Annotated in this window: 23 protein-coding genes, 1 tRNA gene and 1 other RNA gene; 14 read left to right on the top strand and 11 right to left on the bottom strand. The window is 68.2% G+C overall.

Annotation, left to right across the window (positions count from 1 at the left end; translation table 11 throughout):
- The first annotated feature begins 155 nt into the window (after window positions 1-155).
- The 3 genes from LOS78_RS05825 to LOS78_RS05835 all read left to right on the top strand — a co-directional run bounded on the left by LOS78_RS05825 (window position 156) and on the right by LOS78_RS05835 (window position 3656).
- Window positions 156-1124 carry an NADPH:quinone oxidoreductase family protein gene (locus tag LOS78_RS05825; protein WP_230376091.1) on the top strand — a complete coding sequence of 323 codons (969 nt, stop codon included), beginning with the start codon at window positions 156-158 and terminating at the stop codon, window positions 1122-1124.
- A 122-nt stretch (window positions 1125-1246) separates the two neighbouring features.
- Entirely contained in the window at window positions 1247-2017 is a 771-nt protein-coding gene (locus tag LOS78_RS05830; protein WP_028711389.1) for a Bax inhibitor-1/YccA family protein, read from the top strand.
- A 445-nt stretch (window positions 2018-2462) separates the two neighbouring features.
- Window positions 2463-3656 carry a Hint domain-containing protein gene (locus LOS78_RS05835; protein ID WP_198019300.1) on the top strand — a complete coding sequence of 398 codons (1194 nt, stop codon included), beginning with the start codon at window positions 2463-2465 and terminating at the stop codon, window positions 3654-3656.
- 345 nt (window positions 3657-4001) lie between these two features.
- On the opposite strand, the gene LOS78_RS05840 is transcribed toward LOS78_RS05835, so the two are convergent.
- Together LOS78_RS05840 and LOS78_RS05845 are read right to left on the bottom strand one after the other, a co-directional pair.
- Window positions 4002-4078: transfer RNA gene (locus LOS78_RS05840), tRNA-Arg, on the bottom strand.
- 44 nt (window positions 4079-4122) lie between these two features.
- Window positions 4123-4605, bottom strand: a complete 483-nt coding sequence (locus tag LOS78_RS05845) for a GNAT family N-acetyltransferase (protein ID WP_230376093.1) — start codon at window positions 4603-4605, stop codon at window positions 4123-4125.
- Between the two features lie 278 nt (window positions 4606-4883).
- Between LOS78_RS05845 and LOS78_RS05850 the strand changes: the two genes are divergently transcribed.
- The 6 genes from LOS78_RS05850 (at window position 4884) to LOS78_RS05875 (ending at window position 9986) form a co-directional block, all read left to right on the top strand.
- The gene (locus tag LOS78_RS05850) at window positions 4884-5984 is read left to right on the top strand and encodes a sulfate/molybdate ABC transporter ATP-binding protein (RefSeq protein ID WP_230376094.1); all 1101 of its coding nucleotides are present in this window, start codon (window positions 4884-4886) and stop codon (window positions 5982-5984) included.
- Window positions 5981-6979, top strand: a complete 999-nt coding sequence (locus LOS78_RS05855) for a sulfate ABC transporter substrate-binding protein (RefSeq protein ID WP_230376096.1) — start codon at window positions 5981-5983, stop codon at window positions 6977-6979. The genes LOS78_RS05850 and LOS78_RS05855 overlap by 4 nt, the downstream gene beginning before the upstream one ends.
- The gene (gene cysT, locus LOS78_RS05860) at window positions 6976-7821 is read left to right on the top strand and encodes a sulfate ABC transporter permease subunit CysT (RefSeq protein WP_028711393.1); all 846 of its coding nucleotides are present in this window, start codon (window positions 6976-6978) and stop codon (window positions 7819-7821) included. The genes LOS78_RS05855 and cysT overlap by 4 nt, the downstream gene beginning before the upstream one ends.
- Complete coding sequence (gene cysW / locus LOS78_RS05865; protein WP_028711394.1) at window positions 7821-8645, top strand: sulfate ABC transporter permease subunit CysW; 825 nt, start codon at window positions 7821-7823, stop codon at window positions 8643-8645. The genes cysT and cysW overlap by 1 nt, the downstream gene beginning before the upstream one ends.
- Before the next feature lie 61 nt (window positions 8646-8706).
- Window positions 8707-9432 (top strand): molecular chaperone DjiA, encoded by a 726-nt coding sequence (locus LOS78_RS05870; RefSeq protein WP_028711395.1) that lies wholly within the window; start codon window positions 8707-8709, stop codon window positions 9430-9432.
- A gap of 56 nt (window positions 9433-9488) precedes the next feature.
- On the top strand, window positions 9489-9986 hold the full coding sequence (locus tag LOS78_RS05875) for a hypothetical protein (RefSeq protein WP_230376098.1): 498 nt from the start codon (window positions 9489-9491) through the stop codon (window positions 9984-9986).
- Window positions 9987-10028: 42 nt separating this feature from the next.
- On the opposite strand, the gene LOS78_RS05880 is transcribed toward LOS78_RS05875, so the two are convergent.
- The 6 genes from LOS78_RS05880 to LOS78_RS05905 all read right to left on the bottom strand — a co-directional run bounded on the left by LOS78_RS05880 (window position 10029) and on the right by LOS78_RS05905 (window position 17702).
- Entirely contained in the window at window positions 10029-11246 is a 1218-nt protein-coding gene (locus tag LOS78_RS05880; protein ID WP_230376100.1) for a glycosyltransferase, read from the bottom strand.
- Complete coding sequence (locus LOS78_RS05885) at window positions 11243-12838, bottom strand: ABC transporter ATP-binding protein (protein ID WP_230376102.1); 1596 nt, start codon at window positions 12836-12838, stop codon at window positions 11243-11245. Before LOS78_RS05885 ends, LOS78_RS05880 begins: the two co-directional genes overlap by 4 nt.
- The gene (locus tag LOS78_RS05890; RefSeq protein WP_230376103.1) at window positions 12835-13941 is read right to left on the bottom strand and encodes an ABC transporter permease; all 1107 of its coding nucleotides are present in this window, start codon (window positions 13939-13941) and stop codon (window positions 12835-12837) included. Before LOS78_RS05890 ends, LOS78_RS05885 begins: the two co-directional genes overlap by 4 nt.
- Window positions 13941-15080: a microcin C ABC transporter permease YejB gene (locus tag LOS78_RS05895; protein WP_230376104.1), complete on the bottom strand. Its 1140-nt coding sequence runs from the start codon at window positions 15078-15080 to the stop codon at window positions 13941-13943. Before LOS78_RS05895 ends, LOS78_RS05890 begins: the two co-directional genes overlap by 1 nt.
- A 43-nt stretch (window positions 15081-15123) precedes the next feature.
- Window positions 15124-16986: an extracellular solute-binding protein gene (locus LOS78_RS05900; protein WP_371824696.1), complete on the bottom strand. Its 1863-nt coding sequence runs from the start codon at window positions 16984-16986 to the stop codon at window positions 15124-15126.
- A gap of 191 nt (window positions 16987-17177) precedes the next feature.
- A complete protein-coding gene (locus LOS78_RS05905) occupies window positions 17178-17702 on the bottom strand; it encodes a cytochrome c family protein (protein ID WP_230376106.1) in 525 nt (174 codons plus the stop codon).
- Between the two features lie 154 nt (window positions 17703-17856).
- Between LOS78_RS05905 and LOS78_RS05910 the strand changes: the two genes are divergently transcribed.
- Entirely contained in the window at window positions 17857-18747 is an 891-nt protein-coding gene (locus LOS78_RS05910; protein WP_230376107.1) for a prephenate dehydratase, read from the top strand.
- Between the two features lie 32 nt (window positions 18748-18779).
- On the opposite strand, the gene LOS78_RS05915 is transcribed toward LOS78_RS05910, so the two are convergent.
- Complete coding sequence (locus LOS78_RS05915; RefSeq protein WP_230376108.1) at window positions 18780-19241, bottom strand: hypothetical protein; 462 nt, start codon at window positions 19239-19241, stop codon at window positions 18780-18782.
- 157 nt (window positions 19242-19398) lie between these two features.
- Between LOS78_RS05915 and LOS78_RS05920 the strand changes: the two genes are divergently transcribed.
- From LOS78_RS05920 to LOS78_RS05935, 4 genes are all read left to right on the top strand, one after another.
- Complete coding sequence (locus tag LOS78_RS05920; RefSeq protein ID WP_230376111.1) at window positions 19399-21255, top strand: bifunctional 2',3'-cyclic-nucleotide 2'-phosphodiesterase/3'-nucleotidase; 1857 nt, start codon at window positions 19399-19401, stop codon at window positions 21253-21255.
- 47 nt (window positions 21256-21302) lie between these two features.
- Window positions 21303-21399, top strand: an RNA gene (ffs, locus tag LOS78_RS05925) — signal recognition particle sRNA small type.
- Between the two features lie 66 nt (window positions 21400-21465).
- On the top strand, window positions 21466-22362 hold the full coding sequence (locus LOS78_RS05930; protein ID WP_230376115.1) for a PfkB family carbohydrate kinase: 897 nt from the start codon (window positions 21466-21468) through the stop codon (window positions 22360-22362).
- Window positions 22359-23273, top strand: a complete 915-nt coding sequence (locus LOS78_RS05935) for a pseudouridine-5'-phosphate glycosidase (RefSeq protein ID WP_230376117.1) — start codon at window positions 22359-22361, stop codon at window positions 23271-23273. The genes LOS78_RS05930 and LOS78_RS05935 overlap by 4 nt, the downstream gene beginning before the upstream one ends.
- Here the strand turns inward: LOS78_RS05935 and LOS78_RS05940 are convergent.
- Together LOS78_RS05940 and prfB are read right to left on the bottom strand one after the other, a co-directional pair.
- Window positions 23270-24325, bottom strand: a complete 1056-nt coding sequence (locus LOS78_RS05940; RefSeq protein ID WP_028711407.1) for a patatin-like phospholipase family protein — start codon at window positions 24323-24325, stop codon at window positions 23270-23272. The two genes, LOS78_RS05935 and LOS78_RS05940, sit on opposite strands and share 4 nt — an antisense overlap.
- Before the next feature lie 178 nt (window positions 24326-24503).
- Complete coding sequence (gene prfB / locus LOS78_RS05945) at window positions 24504-25631, bottom strand: peptide chain release factor 2 (protein WP_028711408.1); 1128 nt, start codon at window positions 25629-25631, stop codon at window positions 24504-24506.
- Between the last annotated feature and the right edge of the window lie 2 nt (window positions 25632-25633).

The following is a 25633-nucleotide window of genomic DNA, read 5'->3' on the forward strand; positions in this document are numbered from 1 at the left end:
CGGGCGCTACACCAGATTGACGCAATTTTCGAGCTTGATAATGCCCACTTGTCCAAAAAGACAAGCGATTACAGGCCCTGAAAAAGGCTGGCCGAACCCGCGGGAAACATGGAAGAAAGCGGCGCAGCCGGCGCGGCGGCAGGGCAGGAGGAATCATGCAGACGACCTGGAAAATGATGCAAATCAAGGAAATGTCCGGCTCTCCCGTAGCGGGTGAACTGGCGCTGGCCCAGCCCGCCCCCGGCGAGGTGCTGGTCAGGCTGCGGGCGGCTGCGCTGAATTTCGCCGATCTGCTGATGACCCGGGGGCGCTATCAGGAAACCCCGCCCCTGCCCTTCATTCCCGGGCTGGAGGGCGCGGGCGAGGTGCTGGCCGCCGGCCCCGGCGTGGCGCTGGCGCCGGGCACGCGCGTCGTGGTCCAAAGCCAGGGCACCATGGCCGAGGCCAACCTGTTTCCCGCCGAGTGCTGCCACCCGATTCCCGATGCGATGCGCTATGAGGAGGCGGCCGGTTTCCTGATCGCCTACGGCACCAGCCATTTCGCGCTGACGCTGCGCGCCGGACTGCGCCCCGGCGAGACGCTGGCGGTCCTGGGCGCGGCGGGCGGCGTCGGGCTGACGGCGGTCGAGATCGGGGCCGCGCTCGGCGCGCGGGTGATCGCCGTGGCGCGCGGCGCCGAAAAGCTGGCGGTGGCGCGGGCGGCGGGGGCCGCGGAATGCATCGACAGCGACACCTGCCCCGACCTGCGCGCCGCGCTGCGCGATCTGGGCGGCGTCGACGTGGTCTACGACCCGGTGGGCGACGCGCCGGGCGAGGCCGCCTTCGGCGCCCTGCGCCCCGGCGGGCGTTTCCTGGTCATCGGCTTTGCCGGCGGCAAGCCCCCGGCCCTGCCGCTGAACCATGCCCTGGTCAAGAACATCGCCGTCCACGGCTTCTATTGGGGCGGCTATCGCAAGCTCGACCCCGCGCTGCTGCGCCAGGACATCGCCGCGCTCTTCGCGCTCTACAGTGCCGGCCGCCTGCGGCCGCATGTCGGCGCGACCCTGCCGCTGGAACGGCTGGCCGAGGGGTATGAACTGCTGGAAAGCCGGCGTTCGACGGGCAAGGTGATCGTTAGCATCTGAAATTTTCGTCAAATGCCCCCGAAACCTCTCCCCGCGCATTGAAAAATCTGCATCCTTCGCCAATATCTGCGTGGATGGTGGGCCATCCGGGCCGCACCGCGATTTTCGACCGGGGAGAACCTATGCAAGACTACAATTCGATCCGCACGGCCGGGACCGCGACGCGCTCGGCTGCCGTGGATGAGGGCCTGCGCGCCTATATGAACAAGGTCTATGGCCTGATGGCCGTGGGCATGCTGGTCACCGCCGGCACCGCCTGGGGGATGGCCGGGCTGACCCTGTCCGACACGCCCACGCAATGGGCGCTCGGCAACGGCCATTACCTGACCGAATTCGGCAAGACGCTGTATCTGTCGCCGGTGAAATGGCTGGTGATGTTCGCGCCGCTGGTCATGGTCTTTGCCTTCGGCGCCGCGCTGAGCCGCCTGTCGGTGCAGGGCGCGACGACGCTGTTCTATGCCTTCGCCGCGGTGATGGGCATCTCGATCAGCTGGATCTTCGCCGCCTATACCTCGTTCTCGATCGTGCAGACCTTCCTGATCACCGCGATCGCCTTCGCCGGGCTGTCGCTTTACGGCTACACGACCAAGCGCGACCTGTCGGGGATGGGCACCTTCCTGATGATGGGCCTGATCGGCCTGATCGTCGCCATGATCGTGAACCTGTTCCTGCAGTCCAGCGCCATGCAGTTCGCCATCTCGGCGATCGGCGTGCTGATCTTTGCTGGCCTGACCGCCTATGACACGCAGAACATCAAGAACACCTATCTGCAGCTGGCGAATTCGGACCGCGACTTCCTCGGCAAGGCCGCGATCATGGGCGCGCTGCAGCTCTATCTGGACTTCCTGAACCTGTTCATGTTCCTGCTGCAGTTCCTCGGCAATCGCGAATAATCGCAGCCGACAGGACCTATCGCGAGGGCCGGGCATTCGCCCGGCCCTTTCGTTTTTCGGCCCCCAGCCCCGCCGCATTTGCGCCACAGCCGCAGGCCGTGCGCAATCTTTTCGACATAACGCCGGAAAGAGGCCGCGAACAATTTCCCTGACAATTCATCGATATCGCCCCCGCAGGCTCGTTAACCATTATGAATTTACTAGATTTTTAACCGAACGGTTCAGTTTTTCCCCTTGCGATAAAATCGCCATATTCTAGACAAATTGATGTCGGCGTCCTGTTGACCCGATACTGCGCGTCGCGCCTCCTGACAGGCTTGTCCGGCCAATTTCGGCTGGAACGTCGATTTCGGCGAAGGATCTCGCTTGCCCGGCAGCCAGACGCGCGAGGCAACCGATTACGCGGCCCCGGGAACGGGCGCGTATCTGAATAGCGAGTGTTGATATGTCTTTTAAGCATGGCGGCCACGGTCATCATTGCGGCCCGACCGGCCCCGACTGCGAAAACATGATCTATCTCGGCAAGCTGCCCGATATGGATCCCAATGAATTTTCCCCCGGCGCCGAAAAGGCTAGCAGCACCCTTGGCGGCAAGAGCTTCGGCTCGCAGACCGACCCGCTGGCGCGCAACCTGGTCGAGGTCAGCGCCGTCGACGTCAACCGCGACGGCGTCATCCGCACCAATGACGGCCCCTTCGGCTTTCTGTCGGAGCCGATCCGCCATGACGCGGATGGCGACGGCAACGTCTCGAGCTACAAGGTCGATTCGACCTTCATCGTCAAGAACACCGCAGTGACCTTCCGCAACCCGGACGGCAGCTACGAGACGCTGCACCTGCCGGTCCGCATCATGCAGGATTCGGCCGGCCACACCTTCCTGATGCCGCCGCCCAAGGGCGCGTCGGCGGCCGAGGTCGAGGCGCTGACCACCCGGCCCATCGTCTCGGTCAACTTCCCCAGCAAGTCGAGCAATTACGACCTGTGCTATGACGGCATCTTCGTCGACCGGCATTGCTTCCCCTGCTTTGCCCGCGGCACGCTGATCGAGACCGAGCACGGCCCGCTTCCGGTCGAGGAACTGCGGCCCGGCATGCTGGTGATGACCCGCGACCACGGGCTGCAGCCGGTGCGCTGGGTCGGCTCGCGCGTGGTGGGCAGCCGCATGCTGGAGACCAGCCCGAACCTGCGCCCGATCCGCATCTCGGCCGGCGCGCTCGGACAGGGTCTGCCCGGGCGCGACCTGATCGTCTCGCCCCAGCATCGCATCCTGGTGCGCTCGAAGATCGCGCAGAAGATGTTCGGCGCCGCCGAGGTTCTGGTCGCCGCCAAGCAGCTTCTGCAGATCGACGGCATCGACATTGCCCAGGAGATCGAGGCGGTGGAATATTTCCACTTCCTTTTCGACCGGCACGAGATCGTGCTGTCCGAAGGCGCCGAGACCGAGTCGCTTTACACCGGCCCCGAGGCGCTGAAATCCGTCGGCCGCGAGGCCCAGGCCGAGATCTTCGCGCTGTTCCCGGAGCTGCGCGACCGGGCCGAGGACGACCTGCCGCAGGGCGCGCGCCTGCTGGCCTCGGGACGGATGGGCCGCAAGCTGGCGGTGCGCCACGCCCAGCATCACAAGGCCCTGGTGCAGTAAGCGCCGGGCCAGCCGCAAGGCACCTGGGGCCGGCCATTGGCCGGCCTTTTTTCTGGCCCCCGCCGCCCCCGGACGGCGATCCTGCGCCGGCGAAGGCCGGCTGCCGGGCTTCGGTCGCCTATCCGGCAGCCGGGCCTGATGCTGCCGCGCCCGCTGCTGCCCGCCAAACGCCGCCGCGGCGAGACGGCGACACCGCCTTATGATGCCGGCTGGCTGTGGAAGGGAAGGCCGCGGCATCCGCTCCGGCGTGACGCCCGGAAGGCAGCGGAGCAGAGCGGCCTGATACGAGCCCGCTTTATAGGAAAGCCGGCCGCTGCATGTCGGCCCAAAGCGTCATGATGCCATTGGCGGGCCCGGAAGGGCTCGAACCCTCAACCTTGGACTTAGAAGGTCCCTGCTCTATCCAGTTGAGCTACGGGCCCGCACGGCGGCAGTCATGGCGCAGGATGGCGGCTGAATCAACCGTTCAATCCGAACCGCCCAGGCCAATCGTCATGTAGACGCTGTTCGGATCGTGCCGGTAATCGCCGAAGGGCGGGCATTCGACGAAACCCGCCCGCAAGTAAAGCCCGCGCGCGGCGATGAAGGTCGGCTGCACCCCGGTCTCAAGGCTCAGCCGCGCCATCCCCTCGGACCGGGCATGGTCGATCAGCGCCTGAAGCATACAGCGGGAATGGCCGCGGCCGCGGGCCTCGGCCAGCACATGCATGGACTTGATCTCGCCATGATCGGCGGCGATGCGCTTGACCGCGCCCATGCCCAGGGGCACGCCGCCCTCGCGCAGCACGAAGAAGGCGATCTCGGGCGTGTCGAGCGCGGCGCGCGGCAGCATGTGGATTGATTCCGGCGGCGTGTCGGCATGCATGTCGGCAGTATGGCGCTGAAAAAGCAGCGCCAGATCCCCGCCCAAGGGGCTTTCCCGCCTGATCACCAGATCCCCGCCATCCATCGTCCGCCGTCCTTTCCGCCTGCGCGCCGGACCCTAGCAGCGGCCCGCGGGATTGCGAAGCCCCGCGCCGCAGGGCGGCATGAAAAATAAGGAAGAATGCGCTTGCGCGCCTGCCCCGGCCCGGACGGTTTCCGCCCGGGGCCCGGCGGGCCGGGAACAGCGGTCCTCCGCCCGGCCGGGCTTGGGAAAACATTCGCCGCCCGCCCATGCGCCAGAGGCCCGGCCGCCTTGCCGGGCCCCGGCCGGCCCGTTACCTCTGGCCCGAAAACGGAGGCGCCATGTCCATCGTCATCGAGCACATGACCAAAAGCTTCGACGGCACCGCGGTGCTGCGCGGCATCGACCTGACCATCGAATCGGGCGAGCTGGTGGCGCTGCTCGGGCCCTCGGGTTCGGGCAAGACCACGCTGCTGAAGATCATCGCCGGGCTGGAATGGCCGAATTCGGGCGGGTTGGTGGTGCATGGCGCGGACTGGCTGCACCTGGCGGCGCAGGACCGCCGCATCGGCTTCGTCTTCCAGCATTACGCGCTGTTCCCGCATATGAGCGTGCGCGACAATATCGCCTTCGGCCTGACCGTGCGCCCGCGCGCCCAGCGGCCGGGCAAGGCGGTCATCGCGGCCAAGGTGGACCAGCTGCTGGAGTTTCTGCAGATCGCGCATCTGGGCGACCGCTACCCGGCGCAGCTTTCGGGCGGGCAGCGCCAGCGCGTCGCGCTTGGCCGGGCGCTGGCCATCGAGCCCACGGTGCTGCTGCTCGACGAGCCTTTCGGTGCGCTGGACGCCGCCGTGCGCCGCGACCTGCGCGCCTGGCTGCGCGATGTCCATGACGAGACCGGCTCGACCACGATCTTCGTCACCCATGACCAGGAGGAAGCCTTCGAGCTGGCCGACCGCGTCGTGGTGATGGGCGAGGGCCGGATCGAGCAGATCGGCAATGCCGACCAGATCCACGACCACCCCGCCAGCCCCTTCGTCGCCCGCTTCATGGGCGCGACCATCGAATTGCCGGTGGTGCTGCAGGCCGGCCGCGCCGAGGCGCAGGGGCTGGACAGCAGCCGCCTGCCGCGCCGCGCCCTGCCCGACGGGCCGGCCACGCTGTTCCTGCGCCCCGCCGACGTGACCCCGCTGGCCGATCCCGCCGGGCGCTGGCAGGTCGCGCACCGCACCAGCAACGGCGCCCTGCTGCGGCTGGACCTGACCGACGGCACCGGTCATTTCGGCATCGACCTGCCCCGCCGCGCGCCCGAGGCGCAGGGCCTCGTCCCCGGCGCCCGCGTCAACCTGCGCCCCGAGGCGGGCACGATCTTTCCCGGCCCCCGCGCCCTGCCGCCGCAGGCCGCCGCCGCCGAATTCCCCCGCAAGGAGAAAAGCCTATGATGATCCGCAAGATTCACGTCGCCGCGCTGGCGCTTCTGCTGGGGTCCACCCCGGCGCTGGCCCAGGACAAGATCCTGAATGTCAGCTATGACATCGCCCGCGAGCTGTTCGAGGCGCTGAACCCCGAATTCCAGGCCTATTGGAAGGACAAGACCGGCCACGACGTGACCATCGACCAAAGCCATGCCGGCTCGTCGAAACAGGCGCGCGCCATCCTCGAGGGGCTGCCGGCCGATGTGGTGACCTTCAACCAGGAAACCGACGTGGACGTGCTGGCCGAGGGCGGGCTGGTGGCCGAGAACTGGCGCGAGGCCCTGCCCAACGGCGCCTCGCCCTATTACTCGCTGCCGGCCTTCCTGGTGCGCGAGGGCAATCCCAAGGGCATCAAGGACTGGGCGGACCTGGCGCGCGACGACGTGCAGGCGGTGTTCCCCAATCCTAAGACCAGCGGCAACGGGCGCTATACCTATCTGGCCGCCTATGCCTATGCCCTGACGCAAGAGGGCGGCACGCCCGAGAAGGCGCAGGAATTCGTGGGCAAGATCTTTGCCAACGTGCCGGTCTTCGACACCGGCGGCCGCGCCGCCACCCAGACCTTCGCCGAGCGCAATATCGGCGACGTGCTCATCACCTTCGAGGCCGAGACCAAGGCCATTGCCAAGCAATACGAGGCGCAGGGCTTCGAGGCGGTGACGCCGGCGACCAGCCTCTTCGCCGCCTTCCCGGTCGCCGTGGTGACCGAGAATGCCGAGAAGAACGGCACCACCGAAATCTCGACGGAATATCTCAACTGGCTCTATTCGCCCGAGGCGCAGGAGACGCTGGCCGAGAACCATTTCCGCACCACCGACGAGGCGGTGACGGCGAAATACGCCGCCGAGTTCCCCGAGGTGAAGCTCTTGACCGTGGACGAGGTCTTCGGCGGCTGGGACAAGGTCACGGCCGAGCATCTGGTCGAGGGCGGCATCCTCGACAAGGTCTTCGTCAACCAATGACCGCCGCCGCCGCGCCCATCCGCGCGAAACGCGTTTTGCCGGGGTTCTCGCTGAGCCTCGGCACGACGCTGCTTTACGTCGCGCTGGTGATCCTGATCCCGGTGGTGGCGCTGGTGCTGAAAGGGGCCGAGATCGGCCCGGCACGGTTCTGGGCCATCGTCACCGCGCCGCGCACGCTGGCGGCCTTGCGGGTGACGCTGACCGCCGCCGCCGCGGCCACCGTCTTCAACGCCTTCTACGGCCTGCTGATGGCCTGGGTGCTGACGCGCTACGACTTTCCGGGCAAGCGCATCCTCGACGCGCTGATGGACATTCCCTTCGCCCTGCCGACCGCCGTCGCCGGCATCTCGCTGACCGCGCTTTATTCGGCGAACGGCTGGTTCGGCGCGCCGCTGACCGGGGCGGGGATCGAGCTGGTCTATACGCTGGGCGGCGTGATCCTGGCGATGACCTTCACCTCGATCCCCTTCGTGGTGCGCGCCATCCAGCCGGTGCTGGAGGATCTGGACCCGGCGCTGGAACAGGCGGCGATGACGCTGGGCGCCCGGCCCTTCGCCATCTTCCGCCGCGTCGTGCTGCCGGCGATCCTGCCGGCTTGGCTGGCGGGCTCGACCGTGGCCTTCGCCCGATCCCTGGGCGAGTTCGGCGCGGTGGTGTTCATCGCCGGCAACCTGCCCTTCAAGACCGAGATCGCGGCGCTGCTGGCTTTCATCCGGCTGGAGGAATACGACTATCAGGGCGCAGCCGCCATTGCGCTGGTGCTGCTGCTCATTGCGCTGATCCTGCTGGCGCTGTCGAACCTGATCCAGTTCCGGGCCGCCCGCCATCTGGAGGCCCGGTGATGAGCACCCTCGCCCTTACCCATGCCCCCGGCCAAAGCCGCACGGTGCCGCGCCTGCTGATCGGGCTGGCCTTCGTGCTGACGGCGATCTTTGTCGTGGCGCCCCTGGCCTTCATCTTCTGGCGCGCCTTCGCCGAGGGCTGGGCGGTCTATCTGAAGAACATTGCCGATCCGCTGGTCCTGCATGCGATCTGGCTGACCACGGTGGTCGCGGTGATCGTGGTGCCGGTCAACATCGCCTTCGGCATCGCCGCCGCCTGGGCCATCGCCCGCTTCCGCTTTCCGGGGCGCAAGCTGCTGATGGTGCTGATCGAGATCCCCTTCTCGATCTCGCCGATCATCGCCGGCATCTGCTACCTGCTGCTTTACGGCCGGCAGGGCCTCTTGGGCCCCTGGCTGGCCGCGCATGACCTGAAGGTGATGTTTGCCCTGCCCGGCATCGTGCTGGTCACCATGTTCGTCACCGCCCCCTTCGTGGTGCGCGAGGTGCTGCCGCTGATGCAGGCACAGGGCTCGGAACAGGAACAGGCGGCAGTCACCCTGGGCGCGCGCGGCTGGCAGGTGTTTTCCCGCGTCACCCTGCCCAATATCCGCTGGGCGCTGCTTTACGGCGCGGTGCTGTGCACGGCCCGCGCAGTGGGCGAATTCGGCGGAGTCTCGGTGGTTTCGGGCTCGATCCGCGGCCAGACCAACACCCTGCCGCTGCAGATCGAACTGATGTTCAACGACCTCAACACCACCGGCGCCTTTGCCGCCGCCTCGACCCTGACCGTCATTGCGCTGGTGGTGCTGGTCGTGAAGGCGGCGCTGGAAAGCCGCAGGTAACGCCTCGTAACTGGCGGGAATGTCAGTGGACTTGGCATCCCGCCCCGCCTAGGCTGCTGCCATGGATGCCGCGATCAAGGACCCGCAGAAGACCTGCCCCGAACTGCCCAAGCCGCGCAGCTTCTGGCAGCGCATCGCCGACCGGCTGGCGGCGATCGTCGGCGCGCGCCGTGCCGCCACCCCGCCCGAGAAATCGGTGGCCTTCACCATCGCGGTGATCGCGCTGGGGGCCAAGCTCGCCAAGGCCGACGGCGCCGTGGCGCGTTCCGAGGTGGCGGCCTTTCGCCGCGTCTTCATCATCCCCCGTTCCGAGGAAAAGAACGCCGCCCGGGTCTTCGACCTGGCGCGGCAGGATGTCGCCGGTTTCGACGCCTGGGCGCGGCGCATCGCGGCCATGTTCCCGCCGGGCGACCCGGTGCTGGCCGATGTGGTCGAGGGGCTGTTCATCATCGCCGTCGCCGACAGCGACCTGCACGAAGCCGAGATCATCTTCATCGACGAGGTGGCGCGCATCTTCGGCCTGCCGCCCGCGCAGGTGGCGGCGATCCGCGCCCGCCACGACCGCCGGCAGGGCTGCCCTTCCTGCGAGGTGCTGGGCGTGACGCCCGACACGCCGCTGCCCGAGGCGCGGCGGCGCTGGCGCGAACTGGTGCGTGAAAGCCACCCCGACCGCGCCCTGGCCCGCGGCCTGCCGCCCGAGGCGATCCGCCTGGCCGAGGCCCGCACCCGCGCCCTGAACGAGGCCTGGGAGAATTTCCGCAACATGCACCGGATGCGCCCGGCCTGAGGGAACCCGCCCGGACCGGCGCCCGTTTCCCCTGCGAACAGCCGAAGGACCGGCCTATGCGCAATCCCGTTCTCGCCCTGATGCTCTGCGTGCTCATGTCCCCCGCCGCCATGGCGCAGGAGTACGAGCCGCCGCTGGCCGACGAGCCGCCGCCCGAGATGACGCCCGAGGCGACGCCCGCCCCGGAATCCGACACGCTGGAACGCGGTCTGGAAAACTTCATGCGCAATCTGCTGGATCGGGCCGAACCGCATCTGGACCGGCTTGGCCGGGACCTGGGCGACACGCTGGGCTCGGTCGCGCCGGTGCTGCAGGATATCGGCAAGCTGATGGACGACGTGCGCCATTACCAGGCGCCCGAGCGGCTGGAAAACGGCGATATCCTGATCCGCCGCCGCGCCGACGCGCCGCCCCCGCCGCCGGTGGGCGATACGCTGCGCGACATGCTGCGCCCGCCGCCCGGGGACGATCCGCGCCTGAACCCGCGCCCGGACGATCCCGGCGCGCCGCAGCCGCTGCCCGAGCGCGACCCGGAAAGCGAGATCGAGCTTTAAGGCATTTCCAGCAGGTGGACGCCGATTGTCCCCGGAAACGCTTCAGGGCGCGAAGCTCTCGACCCAGTCGATCAGCCGCGGCAGGCTGTGCCGGTGCAGGTCATAGCCGTCCAGGATCGTCTGCCGCGCCGCCGCCTGCAGCCGCGCGGCATCGGGATCGCCGGCCAGCCCGCGGATCAGCGCCGCCTCCAGCGCCGGCTGGTCGAAGAACGGCACCAGCCGGCCGTTCTCGCCGTCGCGGACCAGTTCGCGCACCGGCTCGGTATCCGAGCCGACGACATAGCAGCCCGCCGCCATCGCCTCGGTCAGCGACCAGCTGAGCACGAAGGGATAGGTCAGGTAGCAATGCACCCGGGCGACCTGCAGCAGCGCCAGATATTGCGGATAGGGCACGCGGCCCATGAAATGCACGCGCGCCGGGTCCAGCCGGCCGTCCAGTTCCGCCAGCAGCTTTTCCTTCCAGCTGGCCGCGTCCCGGGGCAGGCCGCCATAGCTGACGCCGTCGCCGCCGACCAGCACCACCTGCGCATCCGGCCGCGCCCGCAGCACTTCGGGCAGCGCGCGCATGAAGCGGTGAAAGCCGCGATAGGGCTCCAGCGAACGCGAGACATAGGTCAGCACCTCGTCCCCGGCCTGCAGCTTGCGCCCGTCGGGCAGCAGGAATTCGGCCAGCGGATTGGGGCAGACCTTCAGCGTGTCGATACCGTCATGGATCACCGTCAGCTTGCCGCGCAGCTCGGGCGGAAAGGAATTCGCCTGGTATTCGGTCGGCGCCAGCCCGGCATCGGCCTGCACCAGCCCCTGGATCAGATGCGCCGAGCGGGCGACGGTGCTGACCCGCCCCTCGTCGCTGTCCGGGCTGATCTCGGGGTCGAAGCCGACGTCGTGGCCACGGGTGCGATACATGAGTTCGGCATAGACCAGCAGCTTCGCCTCGGGCCAGATCTCGCGCAGGAACAGCGTCTCGCCCCAGCCGCTATGGCCGAAGATCACGTCGGGCGTATAGCCGTGCCGGTCGCGCAATGCCCGGCAGCCGCGCGCGGCCAGCCAGCCGCGCTCGGCATGGTCGCTATAGGTGCGGCCCAGCATCGGCGGCAGCTTCAGCTCGCCCGGCGCCTTGTAGCGCACCACGCGGACCGGCGAGGGGCGCGGGTTCGTCTCGTCCGTCAGGCCCAGCACGTGATGGCCGCGCGCCGCCAGGGCCGGCGCCAGATGCAGGAACTGCGCCGGGAAATTCTGGTGGACGAACAGGATTTTCATGCGATGGCCGTCAGGAAGGCCGCCTCGATCAGGCGGCGGGTATAGTCGCTTTGCGGATGGTCGAAGACCGCCTGGGTCGCGCCCTGCTCGACCACCTCGCCGGCGCGCATGACCATGATCTGGTGCGACATGGCACGCACCACGCGCAGGTCATGGCTGATGAACAGGAAGGCCAGCCCGTGCTTTTTCTGCAAGCGGCGCAGCAGCTCGACGATCTGCACCTGCACGGTCATGTCCAGCGCCGAGGTCGGCTCGTCCAGGACCACCAGCTTGGGATTCAGGATCATGGCGCGGGCGATGGCGATGCGCTGGCGCTGGCCGCCGCTGAATTCATGTGGATAGCGGTGCATAGTGGCGGGGTCCAGCCCGACCTCGCGCATGATCTCGTCCACCATCTCGCGGCGGTTGCGGCCGGGTTCGACGCCATGCACGCCCAGGCCCTCGGCGATGATCTGCTCGACCGTCATGCGCGGCGACAGGCTGCCATAGGGGTCCTGGAACACGATCTGCATGTCGCGGCGCAGGCCGCGCAGCGCCCGGCCCGGCACCTTGGAAATGTCGCGGCCCATGTAGAGGATCGGCCCGTCGCTTTCGATCAGCCGCATGATCGCCAGCGCCAGCGTGGTCTTGCCCGAGCCGGATTCGCCGACGATGCCCAGCGTCTCGCCTGCCCGGACCGACAGCGTGGCGCCGTTCACCGCCTTGACGTGGCCGACGGTGCGGCGCAGGAAGCCGCGCTGGATCGGGAACCAGACCTTGAGGTCCCGGGTCGCCACGATCTGCGGCGCATCGCCGGTGACCGGCTCGGCCCGGCCCTTGGGCTCGGCCGCCAGCAGCATGCGGGTATAGTCGTGCTGCGGATCGGAGAATATCTGCTCGACCGGGCCCTGCTCGACGATCTCGCCGCCCTTCATCACGCAGACCCGGTCGGCGATGCGGCGCACCAGGCCAAGATCGTGGCTGATGAACAGCATCGACAGCCCCTCGGCAGCCTTGAGTTCGGCCAGCAGCTCCATGATCTGCGCCTGGATGGTCACGTCCAGCGCCGTCGTCGGCTCGTCGGCGATCAGCAACTCCGGCCCGTTCGCCAGCGCCATGGCGATCATCACCCGCTGGCGTTGGCCGCCGGAGAGCTGGTGCGGATAATCGGCCAGCCGCGTTTCCGGGTCGCGGATGCCGACGCGGGTCAGCAGCTCGATGATCCGCGCCCGCGCCGCCGCACCGCGCAGCCCCTGATGCAGCGCCAGGCTTTCGGCCAGCTGCCGCTCCAGCGTGTGCAGCGGGTTCAGCGAGGTCATCGGCTCCTGGAAGATGAAGCTGATGTCATTGCCGCGCACCCGGCGCAGCTCGGGCTCGGAAGCGCCCAGAAGCTCGCGCCCGCCGTAGCGGACCGAGCCCGCGACCTCGGCCGCCTCGCCCAGCAGCCGCACGGTCGACAGGGCGGTGACCGACTTGCCCGAGCCGGATTCGCCGACCAGCGCCACCGTCTCGCCCTTGCCCACGGTGAAGCTGACGCCCTTGACGGCGGGCACCAATTGCCCGTCCTGCCGGAACCCCACCCGCAGGTCGCTGACTTCCAGAACCGGCGTCATCGGAAGGTCTTTCTTGGGTCGAAGGCGTCGCGCACGCCCTCGAAGATGAACACCAGCAGCGACAGCATGATGGCGAAGCTGAAGAAGGCGGTGAAGCCCAGCCAGGGCGCCTGCAGGTTCTGCTTGGCCTGCAGGGCCAGCTCGCCCAGCGATGGGGCCGAGCTGGGCAGGCCGTAGCCCAGATAATCCAGCGCCGCCAGCGACGAGATGGTGCCGGTGACCACGAAGGGCAGCATGGTCAGCGTCGCCACCATGGCATTGGGCAGGATATGGCGGAACATGATCGTGCGGTCATTCACCCCCAGCGCCCGCGCCGCCCGGACATATTCGAAGTTGCGCGCCCGCAGGAACTCGGCCCGCACCACGCCGACCAATGCCGGCCAGCCGAACAGGATCGAGACGAAGACCAGCAGCCAGAAACTTCGCCCCAGGATCGCGAACAGGATAATAATCACGTAAAGAGAAGGGGTTGAGCTCCATATCTCAAGCAATCTCTGAAAGACCAGATCGGTGCGCCCGCCAAAATAGCCCTGCACTGCGCCCGCCGCGATGCCCAGAAGCGAGGCGACCACGGTCACGATCAGCGTGAACAGGATCGACAGGCGGAAGCCGTAGATCACCCGCGCCAGCACATCGCGCGAGGTGTCGTCGGTGCCCAGCCAATGGGCGCTGTCCGGCGCGCTGGGGGCGGTGCCGACATTGTTGATGGTGCGATAGTGATAGGGGATCGGCGGCCAGAGCATCCAGCCCTTCTCGATCGGCTCGCCCGCGACCGTGCCGGTTTCGCGCGCCTCCTGCTCGGTCGCCTCGGGGTCGTCCCAGCATTCGGGCCTTCCGCCGGTGCGGATCAGGCATTGCACGCCCGGATCGGTATAGATCGCCTCGGTGCCGAAATCGCCGCCGAAGGCGGTCTCGGGATAGAAGCGATAGACGGGGAAATGCAGCTCGCCCCGATAGCTGACTAGGATCGGCTTGTCGTTGGCGATCAGTTCCGCGAACAGCGAGGCGACGAACAGGATGGTGAAGACGACCAGCGACCAGAAGGCGCGCTTGTTGCGGCGGAAATTGCGCAGCCGGCGGCGGTTCAGCTCGGTCATCGCCATCAGCCGGCCCTCCGCTCGAAATCGATGCGCGGGTCGACCAGCACATACATCAGGTCCGAGAGGATCCCGACCAGCAGGCCCAGCAGGCCGAAGACGTAAAGCGTGCCGAAGATCACCGGGTAGTCGCGCTGCACCGCCGCCTCGAAGCCCAGCCGCCCGAGGCCGTCGAGCGAGAAGATGGTCTCGATCAGGATCGAGGAGCCGAAGAACACGCCGAGGAACATCGACGGAAACCCGGCGATCACGATCAGCATGGCGTTGCGGAACACATGGCCGTAAAGAACCCGGCCCTCGGTCAGGCCCTTGGCGCGGGCGGTCATCACATATTGCTTGTTGATCTCGTCCAGGAAGCTGTTCTTGGTCAAGAGCGTCAGCGTGGCGAAGCTGGAGATGGTGGTGGCCGTCACCGGCAGGGCGATGTGCCACAGGTAGTCCTTGACCTTGCCCCAAAGGCTCAGATCGGCCCAGTTGTCCGAGGTCAGCCCGCGCAGCGGAAAGATCTGCCAGTAGCTGCCGCCCGCGAACAGCACCATCAGCAGCACCGCGAACAGGAAGGCCGGGATGGCATAGCCGACGATGATCGCACCCGAAGTCCAGGTGTCGAAGGGCGTGCCGTTCCGGACCGCCTTGCGGATGCCCAGCGGGATCGAGATCAGATAGGCGATCAGCGTCGACCACAGCCCCAGCGTGATCGAGACCGGCATCTTTTCCAGCACCAGGTCGATCACCGAGATCGAGCGGAAGAAACTGATGCCGAAATCGAAGCGGACGTAATTGCCCAGCATGATCAGGAAACGCTCGGCCGCGCCGATCTTTTCCTTGTCGCAATCGGGCGACCTCAGGTCAGGCTCGCCCTGATGATCGGACGCGCAGACGATCTTGGCAAAGCCCATCTGCACTTCCAGCTGGTCCAGCAGCTCGGGCGGGATGCCGCGGGCGCCGGCATATTCGGTGTTCTGCGGCGCCTCGCCGGCGCCGCCGGTGATGTTGCGCAGCGCGTCGCCCTCGCCCTGGACGCGGGCGATGATCTGTTCGATCGGGCCGCCGGGGACGAATTGCGTCAGCGTGAAATTGACCAGCATGATGCCGATCAGCGTGGGTATGATCAGCAGCAAGCGCCGCAGGATATAGGCTGCCATCCGTCCCCTTGCTCCGCCTTGATCCGCGCCGGTCCCGAAGGCCCTAGCGCAGCGCGCCGGATTGTTTCAGCTTTGCCGCCTTATCCGCGTCATGCCACCAGAAATCAAGCTCGCCCAGCGCATAGGGCGGCAAGGTCTCGGGATGGCCGAAGATGTCGTAATAGGCGACGGTATGCTCGGCCTTGAACCATTGCGGCACCCAGAAGCGCAGGGCGCGCAGGCTGCGGTCCAGCGCATGGGCAACGGTGGTCATCTCTTCCTGCGTGGTCGCCTCGATGCCCAGCTGGATCAGCCGGTCGATGGCCGGATTGGCCAGGCCCATCGGGTTGAACACGTCGCCGACATTTTCCGAACCGAAGGTCTGCTCGGTGTCTCCGGACAGGAAATAGCTCTGGGCCAGCTGATCCGTCACGATGTCGAAATCATGGCTGCGGGTGCGCGCCGTCAGTTGCGCATCGTCCACCCGCAGGTTCACCGCGTCGATGCCCACGGCGCGCAGGTTCTGCACGAAGGGGTTGATCACTCGGTCGAAGGTGGCGCTGTCGTTCAGGAACTCGACCCGCAGCAGCTCGCCCTTGGCATTGCGGCGCAGCCCGTCCGCGCCCGGCTTCCAGCCCGCCTCGTCCAGCAGCCGGGCGGCCTCGCGCATGTTCCTGCGGTCAAGCTGCGTCTTGCCCGAAACCGGCTGCAGCACGGCGTCATCGGTCAGCACGCCCGGCGGCAGATCCTTGGCCAGCGGCTGCAGCAGCGCCAGCTCGGCTTCGCTGGGCTTGCCCTCGGCCATGAGCGGGCTGTTTTCCCAGGGCGAGTTCACCCGCTCGTAGAGCCCATAGAACAGCGTCTCGTTCGACCATTCGAAATTGAACATGAGCCCGATGGCCTCGCGCACGCGGATGTCCTGGAACTTCGGCCGGCGCAGGTTGAAGACCCAGCCCTGGCCCGAGGCGATGGTGCCGTCGGGCAGCGCCTCCTTCTTCACCGCGCCGGACTGCACGGCGGGGAAATCGTAGCGCGTCGCCCAGTGGATCGAGCTCGCCTCGTTGCGGAACGTGTAGACCCCGGCCTTGAAGGCCTCGAAGGCGCTGTCGTAATCGCCGAAATACTCGACGCGGATGCGGTCGAAATTGTGCCGCCCGACATTGATCGGCAGGTCCTTGCCCCAGTAATCGGGATTGCGGCGCAGGGTGATCGAGCGGCCCATGTCGGCGCGGTCGAACATATAGGGCCCCGAGCCGACGAAGGGGATATTGCTCGACTGTTCGATGTCGCGCTTGTTCTTGCGGAAATCCTCGCGCGAGAAGACGATCTGGCCGCCCACCGACTGGATCACGTCGCGGCGCGGATAATCCGGCCGGAAGATGAACTTGATGCTGTGATCGTCGATCACCTCGGCCTTGGCGACGATCTTCGAGATGATCGTGCGATAGGAGGACAGGCCCTTGTCGCGCAAGAGCTCGAAGGAAAACAGCACGTCATGCGCGGTCACCGGCGTTCCGTCCGAGAATTTCGCCTCGGGGCGCAGGTGGAAGATCACCCAGTCGCGGCTTTCGGGGTATTCGATGGTCTCGCAAAGCAGGCAATAGGCGGTGCCGATCTCGTCGGCCACGCTTTCCATCAGCGGCTCCAGCATGGCGTTGGACAGCGCCGCCGCGCGGCCGCGATGGGTATAGGGATTGTAGCTGTCGAAGCCGCCGCTGGCCCATTCCGAGATCTCGCCGCCCTTCGGCGCCTCGGGGTTCACATAGCGCAGATGCGGGAAGTCCGCAGGCAGTTCCGGCGTGCCGAAGATCGCGATTCCATGCGAGCGGATGGTTCCGGGTTGCGGCTGCTCCTGCGCCAGGGACCAGCCGGGCATCAGAGCCATAAGCGCAACCATCGGGGCATGTCGCAGGAAGGGCATCGTCATCGGGTCTTGCTGATCCTTGTTCTGTCCGGCTCGGGCATCGGCCGCCTCGGGCGCAAGGCTAGCAGCCATCCGCCCCGGTTCAACATGCAAATGCGTGATCCGCCCGGCCAGCCCCGTGCAAGCCGCCGTGCCGGCAAGAAAAAGGGCGCCCCAAGGGGACGCCCGCCATGGTTTTGCGGCACGCAGGGGCCTTAGGGATGGGCTTCCAGATAAGCGATCAGGTTGGCGCGGTCCTCGACCTTGGGCAGGCCGGCAAAGGCCATCTTGGTGCCCTTGACCACGGCTTTCGGGTTGGTCAGGAATTCCTGCAGCGCGTCATGCGTCCAGTCGCCGCCATGCGCCTTCATGCCGTCCGAATAGTTGAAGCCGTCGATCCCGGCGACCGGGCGGCCGACGACGCCGTTCAGATGCGGGCCGGTGCCGTCGGTGCCGTCCATCTTGTGGCAGGCCTTGCACTTGCCGAAGACCTTCTCGCCGGCGGCTGCATCGGCCGAGGCCATGACGGCGGCGAAATCGATGCCCTCCTCCTCGGCCTCGCCGGCATCGGCGCCCGCATCCTCGACCGGGATGGAATAGGCCTGCGCATGTTCCTCGTCACCATGACCGGCGGGACCGACGTGATAGATGCCCGAGGCCGCCCAGCCCATCAGCAGAAGGAACAGAAGCGAGCCGATCAGAGCCCCGGCTGCCTTGGTGACGGTCATGGTGTCGAACATGTCTGCGGATCCCTTGGGTCTGTCCGTGGATTTGGCCGTATCTATCCGCTTTTGTTCCGTCGGTTCAAGGTATAGTTGTCGCTCGCAGAACACAAAACCGGGGTAGAACCGCCCCGATACGGGGCGCGCGCCGCCCCAAGCCGAGGTGTGAGCCATGACCGATGATGTCCCGAACCAGAACGTGATCGCATTCCAGGGCGAACCCGGCGCATACAGCCATCAGGCCTGCCGCCTCTATCGTCCGCAGATGGAGGCCCTGCCCTGCCGCACCTTCGAGGACACGATCGAGGCGGTGCGCGGCGGCCGGGCCGAGCTGGCCATGCTGCCGGTCGAGAACTCGACCTATGGCCGGGTGGCCGACATCCATCACCTGCTGCCCGAAACCGGCCTGCACATCATCGACGAGGGCTTCGTGCGGGTCCGCATCAGCCTGCTGGCGGTGCCCGGCACCCGCCTGTCCGAGGTCACCGATGCGATGAGCCACCCGGTGCTTCTGGGCCAGTGCCGCGGCTTCCTGCGCCGCCACGCCATCCGCGGCCTCGTCGGGGCCGACACCGCCGGCTCGGCGCTGGAAGTGGCGCGGCGCGGCGAAAAGGCGCTGGCGGCGCTGGCCGCGCCCCTGGCCGGCGAGATCTACGGCCTCGAAGAGCTCGCCTCGGGGATCGAGGACCGCCAAAACAACACCACCCGCTTCCTGGTCATGGCGCGGCAGCCCGATTTCAGCCGCCGCACCAATGCCCAGGGCGGCACCACCATGATGACCAGCTTCGTCTTCCGGGTGCGCAACATCCCGGCGGCGCTTTACAAGGCGCTCGGCGGCTTCGCCACCAACGGCGTCAACATGACCAAGCTGGAAAGCTACATGGTGGACGGCGTCTTCACCGCGACGCAGTTCTACGCCGATATCGAAGGCCACCCCGAGGACCCGCATGTCGCCCGCGCGCTGGAGGAGCTGGACTATTTCACCTCCAGCCTGAACATCCTGGGCGTCTATCCGGCCGATCCGCTGCGCGCGGCGCAGCTGCAGGCAGCCGCGCCGCAATAGCGCCGGCCCGCGGCGGCGGCGGGCAGCCGGGTTCAGGCGTGCTCGCCCGCGGCCAGGTGGGTGACGAATTCGCCCACGCGCTTGGCGAACTTGCGGTCCAGCTGCGCCTTGCCCAGCTTGGCCGTCTGCAGCAGCAGCCGCGCCTTCATGCCGCGCGGATGGATGTCCGTCTCGAAGATCAGCCGCGATTTCGCCTTGGTCAGCGCCACCACGGTCATGCGCAGCGTGACCTCGAACTGCTCGGACCGCGCGTCGATGGCCACCACCTCGGGCGCGTCCAGCCGGGTGACCTCGGCGGTCAGCTCGCGATGCCGGCCGCGCCAGTCGAAGCCGATCAGCCAGCGCATGCCGACGCCCGGCTCGGCCAGGTCGTCCAGCCGGCGCACCGTGGCGCCGCGCCGCAGCAAAAGCCGCTCGATGGCGTGGAAATTGCTGACCGCGCGGAACAGCCCTTCCGCGGCAAGGTCGGTATCCTGTCGGGTCGAGAACTTCATCGCTTATCCGATCGAACAAGAGGGGGCGCTGAACCTTGGCCCCGGTTAATCCCATGTTGCACCGCAGCATGCAAGGCTGCCACATCCGCTAAGCGGAACCAGGGCAGAAATGCAATCCATGGTTGCATTATGTCGATAATGACCGCATGCAGACAGCATGACGTCCGAAATCCCTCCGCCCGATCCGCAGCCCGGCGATGCCCTCGACCTTCGCATCCTGGCGACCACGGACCTGCACATGCATGTGCTGGGCTACGACTATTTCGCGGATCGACCCTCGGGGCGGCTGGGCCTGTCGCGGGCGGCGGCGCTGATCGCCAAGGCGCGGCAATCGGCGCCCAACTGCCTGCTGTTCGACAATGGCGACGGGTTGCAGGGCAGCCCGATGGGCGATTACCTGGCCGAGGCGGGCGCCCTGGGACCGCGCCAGCCGCATCCCGCCATCGCGGCGATGAATGCGCTGCGCTATGACGCCGCCACGGTCGGCAACCATGATTTCAGCTTCGGCCTCGGCTTTCTGCGCCGCACGCTGGACGAGGCGGAATTCCCCTTCGTCGCCAGCAACCTGCGCCCGCGCCGCCCGCTGCCGGTGCAGAACCATGTCCTGCTGGAGCGGCAGTTCCGCGACCGCCGGGGCCGCCCCCAGCGGCTGCGCATCGGCGTGCTGGGCTTTCTGCCGCCGCAGACCGTGGAATGGGAGCCGGGGCTGAAGGCCGAGATCGAGGTGCAGGACATCCTGCTGGCGGCGCGGGCCGGCATCGCGGCGCTGCGTCGGCAGGGCGCGCATCTGGTGGTGGCACTGTCGCATAGCGGCATCGGCGCGCTTGCCCCCGCGCCGATGATGGAGAACGCCGCCACCGCGCTGGCCGCCCTTCCCGGTATCGACCTGGTGATCGCCGGGCATACGCATCGGGTCTTTCCCTCGCCGGACCATCCGCAGGGGCCGGGGATCGACGCCCGGCGCGGCACGCTGGCCGGCAAGCCGGCGGTGATGCCCGGCTTCTGGGGCTCGCATCTGGGTCTGATCGACCTGCGGCTGGAACCCGCGGGCCAGGGCTGGCGCATCGCCGATTTCACCTGCCGCGCCGAGCCGGTCGGCGCCGAGGAGGACCACCCCGCCGTCACCGGCCCGGCGCTGGCGGCGCATCGCCGGACCCTGCGGCATTTCCGCCGCCGCATCGGCAGGACCGAGCGGCCGCTGAGCAGCTATTTCGCCCTCATCGGCGAGGATCCGGGCCTGCGGCTGGTGACCATGGCGCAGCGCTGGCATGTGCGGCGCGCGCTGCGCGGCACGCGCTGGCAGGACCTGCCGATCCTTTCGGCCGCCGCCCCGTTCCGCGCCGGCGGGCGCGGCGGGCCGCAGCATTATACCGACGTGCCGGCCGGGCGGCTGACGCTGCGCAACATCGCCGATCTCTACCTGTTCCCGAACCGGATCTGCGCCATCCGCCTGACCGGGGCCGAACTGCACGAATGGCTGGAACGCTCGGCCAGCCTGTTCCTGCGCATCGAGCCGGGCAAGCCCGACCAGCCGCTGATCGACCCGGAATTCCCCAGCTACAATTTCGATATCATCGACGGGCTGGACTGGCAGATCGACCTCAGCCGCCCGCCGCGCTACGCCCCGGACGGCCGCCTGGCCCATGCCGATTCGCGCCGCATCGGCGCGCTTTCGCATCGCAGCCGCCCGGTGGCGCCGGACCAGCCCTTCATCCTGGTGACGAACAGCTACCGGCTGTCCGATTGCGGGCTGTTCGCCCCGGTGGCGGCGGGACGGCCGGTGCTGCTGGACGGCACCTCGCGCACCCGCGAGGTGCTGCGGCGCTATGTCGCGCAGCGCCGCGTGCTGGCACCCGATTCCCGCGCCGGCTGGAGCTTCCGCCCCCTGCCCGGCACCTCGGTCCTGTTCGAGACCGGGCCGGCCGCCGCGCGGCATCTGGACGGGCTTTCCGCGCGGGTCGAGCCGGCGGGCATGGGCCCGGACGGTTTCCTGCGCCTGCGCCTGCATCTCTAGCGGGCAAGCCGCTTGCATCCGGCCGCGCGCGCGCCTATCTAGGCGGCGAGAGGTTGGCGCGGGCAGGCGTCTCGCCAAACCGGTCAGGTCCGGAAGGAAGCAGCCGTAACGAGTCCCGTCTGGGTCGCTGTCCAGCCTCTCACCCCCCTTTTCCCCGGCATCGCCAGAAGCTAGCCTGCGCCGGCGCAACCCGCCCGAAGGCCCTCCCCGATGACCGCCCCTCCCCGCATTCTCTGCCTCGGCGCCATGCTTTGGGACGTGATCGGGCGCAGCGCGGTGCGGGTTCTGCCCGGCGCCGACCTGCCGGGACGCATCACCCGCCAGCCCGGCGGCGTGGCGCTGAACGTGGCGCTGGCTCTGGCCCGGCAGGGGCTGGAACCCGCCATGCTTTCCGCCGTCGGCCGCGACCCGGCGGGCGAGGCGCTGGTGGCCGAGGCCGGCCGGCGCGGCGTCGACACCCGCTGGCTCTGGCGCGACACCGGCCTTGTCACCGACAGCTATCTGGCCATCGAAAGCCCGGAGGGGCTGGTCGCGGCCATCGCCGATGCCCGGGCGCTGGAAACCGCCGGCACGGCCCTCCTCGCGCCGCTGCGCGACGGCCGGCTGGGCGATGCCGCCCGGCCCTGGCGAGGCACGCTGGTGGTGGACGGCAACCCCTCCGCGCCGGTGCTGACCGAAATCGCCCGCGATCCCTGCCTTGCCGATGCCGACCTGCGCATCGTGCCCGCCAGCCCCGACAAGGCGGCCCGGCTGCGGGTGCTGATCGACGATCCCCGCGCCATCTTCCACCTGAACCGCGCCGAGGCCGAGGCCCTGGCCGGCCGCAGCCTGCCCGACGCCGCCCGCGCCGCCGAGGCCGTGCTGGCGCTCGGCGCCCGCCGGGTGCTGGTGACCGACGGCGCCGGCACCGCCGCCGATGCGGCGCAAGGCGCGCCCACGCTGACCGCGACGCCGCGCCCGGTGGCGGCCATCCGCGTCACCGGTGCGGGCGACAGCTTCCTCGCCGCGCATCTTGCGGCCGAAAGCCGCGGCGCCACCCGCGCCGAGGCCCTGACCCGCGCCATGAACGCCGCATCCGACCATGTCTGTGGAAAGGACCAGCCATGAACCCCCTGATCGCGCTTTCCCCCGAAATCTCGCAGGCCCTGGCCGAGGGCCGGCCGGTCGTGGTGCTGGAATCGACCATCATCACCCATGGCATGCCCTATCCGCAGAACCTGCAGGTCGCGCAACAGGTCGAGGCCGCGGTGCGCGAGGCAGGCGCCGTGCCCGCCACCATCGCGGTGATGGCCGGGCGCATTCGCGTCGGCCTCGATGCCGAGACGCTCGAGGCGCTGGCCTCGACCCCGGCCGCGCAGGTGATGAAGCTGTCGCGCGCCGATCTCGCCGCCTGCCTGGCGCTGGGGCGGACCGGGGCCACGACGGTGGCGGCGACGATGATCTGCGCCCATCTGGCCGGGATCGAGGTCTTCGCCACCGGCGGCATCGGCGGCGTGCATCGCGGCGCCGAAACCAGCTTCGACATCTCGGCCGACCTGCAGGAACTGGCGCAAAGCCCGGTCACCGTGGTCGCGGCCGGGGCCAAGGCGATTCTGGACCTGCCCAAGACGCTCGAGGTGCTGGAAACGCTGGGCGTGCCGGTGATCGCCTTTGGCCAGGACCAGCTGCCGGCCTTCTGGTCGCGCGAATCGGGCCTGCCGGCGCCCTTGCGCATGGACGACCCGGTCCAGATCGCCGCCAGCGCCCGGCTGCGCCGCGAACTGGGCCTCGGAGGCGGCCAGCTGGTGGTGAACCCGATCCCGCCAGAGGCCGAGATCCCGCGCGCCGAGATGATCCCCATCGTCGAGCAGGCGCTGTCCGAGGCCGAGGCGCAGCGCATCGCCGCCAAGGCGGTCACGCCCTTCCTGCTGCAGCGCATCTTCGACCTGACCCGGGGCCGCTCGCTCGACGCCAATATCGCGCTGGTGCTGAACAACGCCCGGCTGGCCGCGCGCATCGCCGCGGCCATGACCCGCTAGCGGCGGCCGAACAGCTGCGCCAGGTCGTAGGAATCGCGCTCGCCGATATTGCCGGCATCGCGTTCCAGGAACCGGTCGGCCGCCTCGACCCCGGCATCGTGCATGCGCTGCAACAGGCCGGGATTCGGGATCAGCTTGGTGCTGGCGCTCAGCGAGTTCATCAACTCCTCGTCCATGATCGCATGCAGCAGCACGTTCTTCATCGGCCGGCCGGTCAGCCGGTCCTCGGCATGCAGCCGCTTGACGAAATTGATCGCCCGCAGCTCGGCCAGAAGTGCGGCGTTGAAGCTGATCTCGTTCACCCGGTCCTGGATCGCGGCCGGGGTCTTGGGGATCGCGTCGCGCAGCATCGGGTTGATGTTCACGATGACGATATCGCGCGGCAGGTCGCCGCGATACAGCGGGAACAGCGCCGGATTGCCGGAATAGCCGCCGTCCCAATAGGCCTCGCGCCGGCCGGTCAGTGGATCGTCGATCTCGACGGCGCGGAACAGCTCGGGCAGGCAGGCCGAGGCCAGGATGGTGTCCACCGTCACCTCGGCGCCGCCGAAGACCCGCACCAGCCCGGTGCGCACATTGGTCGCGGTGACGAAAAAGGCCGGCCCCTCCTCGCGGCCCAGCCGGGGATGCGGCATCTCGCGCAGGATGGCGGCCAGCGGGTTGGTGTAGAACGGCCCCGAATCATAGGGGCTGAACACCCGCGTCAGCGAACCAAGCCAGGCCACGGGCGAGAAAAGCTCGGTCAGCCGCTGCCAGGCGCGCGGCGCAGGAAACATGGAATGCAGCCAGCGCACCACGGAATTGTCGCTGACCTGCCCGACCTGCGACCAGATATAGGCCAGGTTCTGCCGCGCCGCCTCGCGCCCGCGCCGGCCCGGCCCGCAGGACAGGCCGGCCGCCAGAGCCGCGCCGTTCAGCGCCCCGGCCGAGGTGCCGCTGATGCCGCGGATCTCGATCGCGGGCTCGTCCAGCAGCCGGTCCAGCACGCCCCAGGCGAACGCGCCATGCGCGCCGCCGCCCTGAAGCGCCAGGTTGATCCGCTTCACGTCCATGCCCACCCCGCATTTCGCACTCGCAGCATACAATGCCGCGACGCAGCATCCAACCGCGGCGTTCCCGCGCCGGCGAAAAGGTGCATGGGCGCCACAGTCGCGGCCCGCCCCGCGATGCGCAAGCCTGGGCTTCACCGTTTCCCAAATACTCGTGCGGCCGCGCAACAGGCGCGGCGGATCAGTCCTCGGCCTGCGCCTCGGCCCGCGACTTGCCCGCGACATCCAGCGCCAGCGTCGCGGCCATGAAGGCATCCAGGTCGCCGTCCAGCACCCCTTGCGTGTCCGAGGTCTCGTGCCCGGTCCGCAGGTCCTTCACCATCTGATAGGGATGCAGCACGTATGAGCGGATCTGGTTGCCCCAGCCCGCCTCGCCCTTGGCCTCGTGCTGGGCGTTGATCGCGGCATTGCGCTTGTCCAGCTCCAGCTGATACAGCCGCGCCTTCAGCGCCGCCATGGCGTTCGCGCGGTTCTGGTGCTGCGACTTCTCGGAGCTCGTCACCACGATCCCGGTCGGCAGGTGGGTGATGCGCACCGCCGAATCGGTGGTGTTGACATGCTGCCCGCCGGCGCCCGAGGAGCGGTAGGTGTCGATCCGGATCTCGTTGTCGGGGATGGTGATCTCGATATTGTCGTCCACCACCGGATAGACCCAGACCGAGGAAAACGAGGTGTGCCGCCGCGCCGCCGAATCATAGGGCGAGATGCGCACCAGCCGATGCACGCCCGATTCCGACTTCAGCCAGCCATAGGCGTTGGGGCCGGAGATCTTGTAGGCGGCGGAACGGATGCCCGCCTCCTCGCCCGGTGTCTCGGAAAGCAGCTCGACATCATAGCCCTTCTTCTCGGCCCAGCGGACATACATGCGCGCCAGCATGCTGGCCCAGTCGGCGCTTTCCGTGCCGCCGGCGCCGGCATTGATCTCCAGGAAGGTGTCGTTGCCGTCGGCCTCGCCGTTCAGCAGCGCCTCCAGCTCCTTCTGCGCGGCCAGTTCGGCCAGCGATTTCAGCGAGGTCTCGGCCTCGGCGACGATCTCGGCATCGTCCTCGGCCTCGCCCAGCTCGATCAGTTCGGCATTGTCCTTCAGCTCGGTCTCGATCCGGCGATAGGTCTCGACCGCATCCGACAGCATCTGCCGGTCGCGCATCAGCTTCTGGGCGCGGGCCGGGTCGGACCAGATGTCGCCCGCCTCGATCATGGCGTTCAGCTCTTCCAGCCGGTGCGGCGCGGTCTCCCAGTCCATGCGCTGGCCGAGCAGTTTCAGCGATTTGCGGATCGCCTCGATGGTGGCTTGGGTTTCGGCGCGCATGG

Origin of the sequence: Paracoccus sp. MA (genome assembly GCF_020990385.1) — a bacterium.
GTDB lineage: Bacteria > Pseudomonadota > Alphaproteobacteria > Rhodobacterales > Rhodobacteraceae > Paracoccus.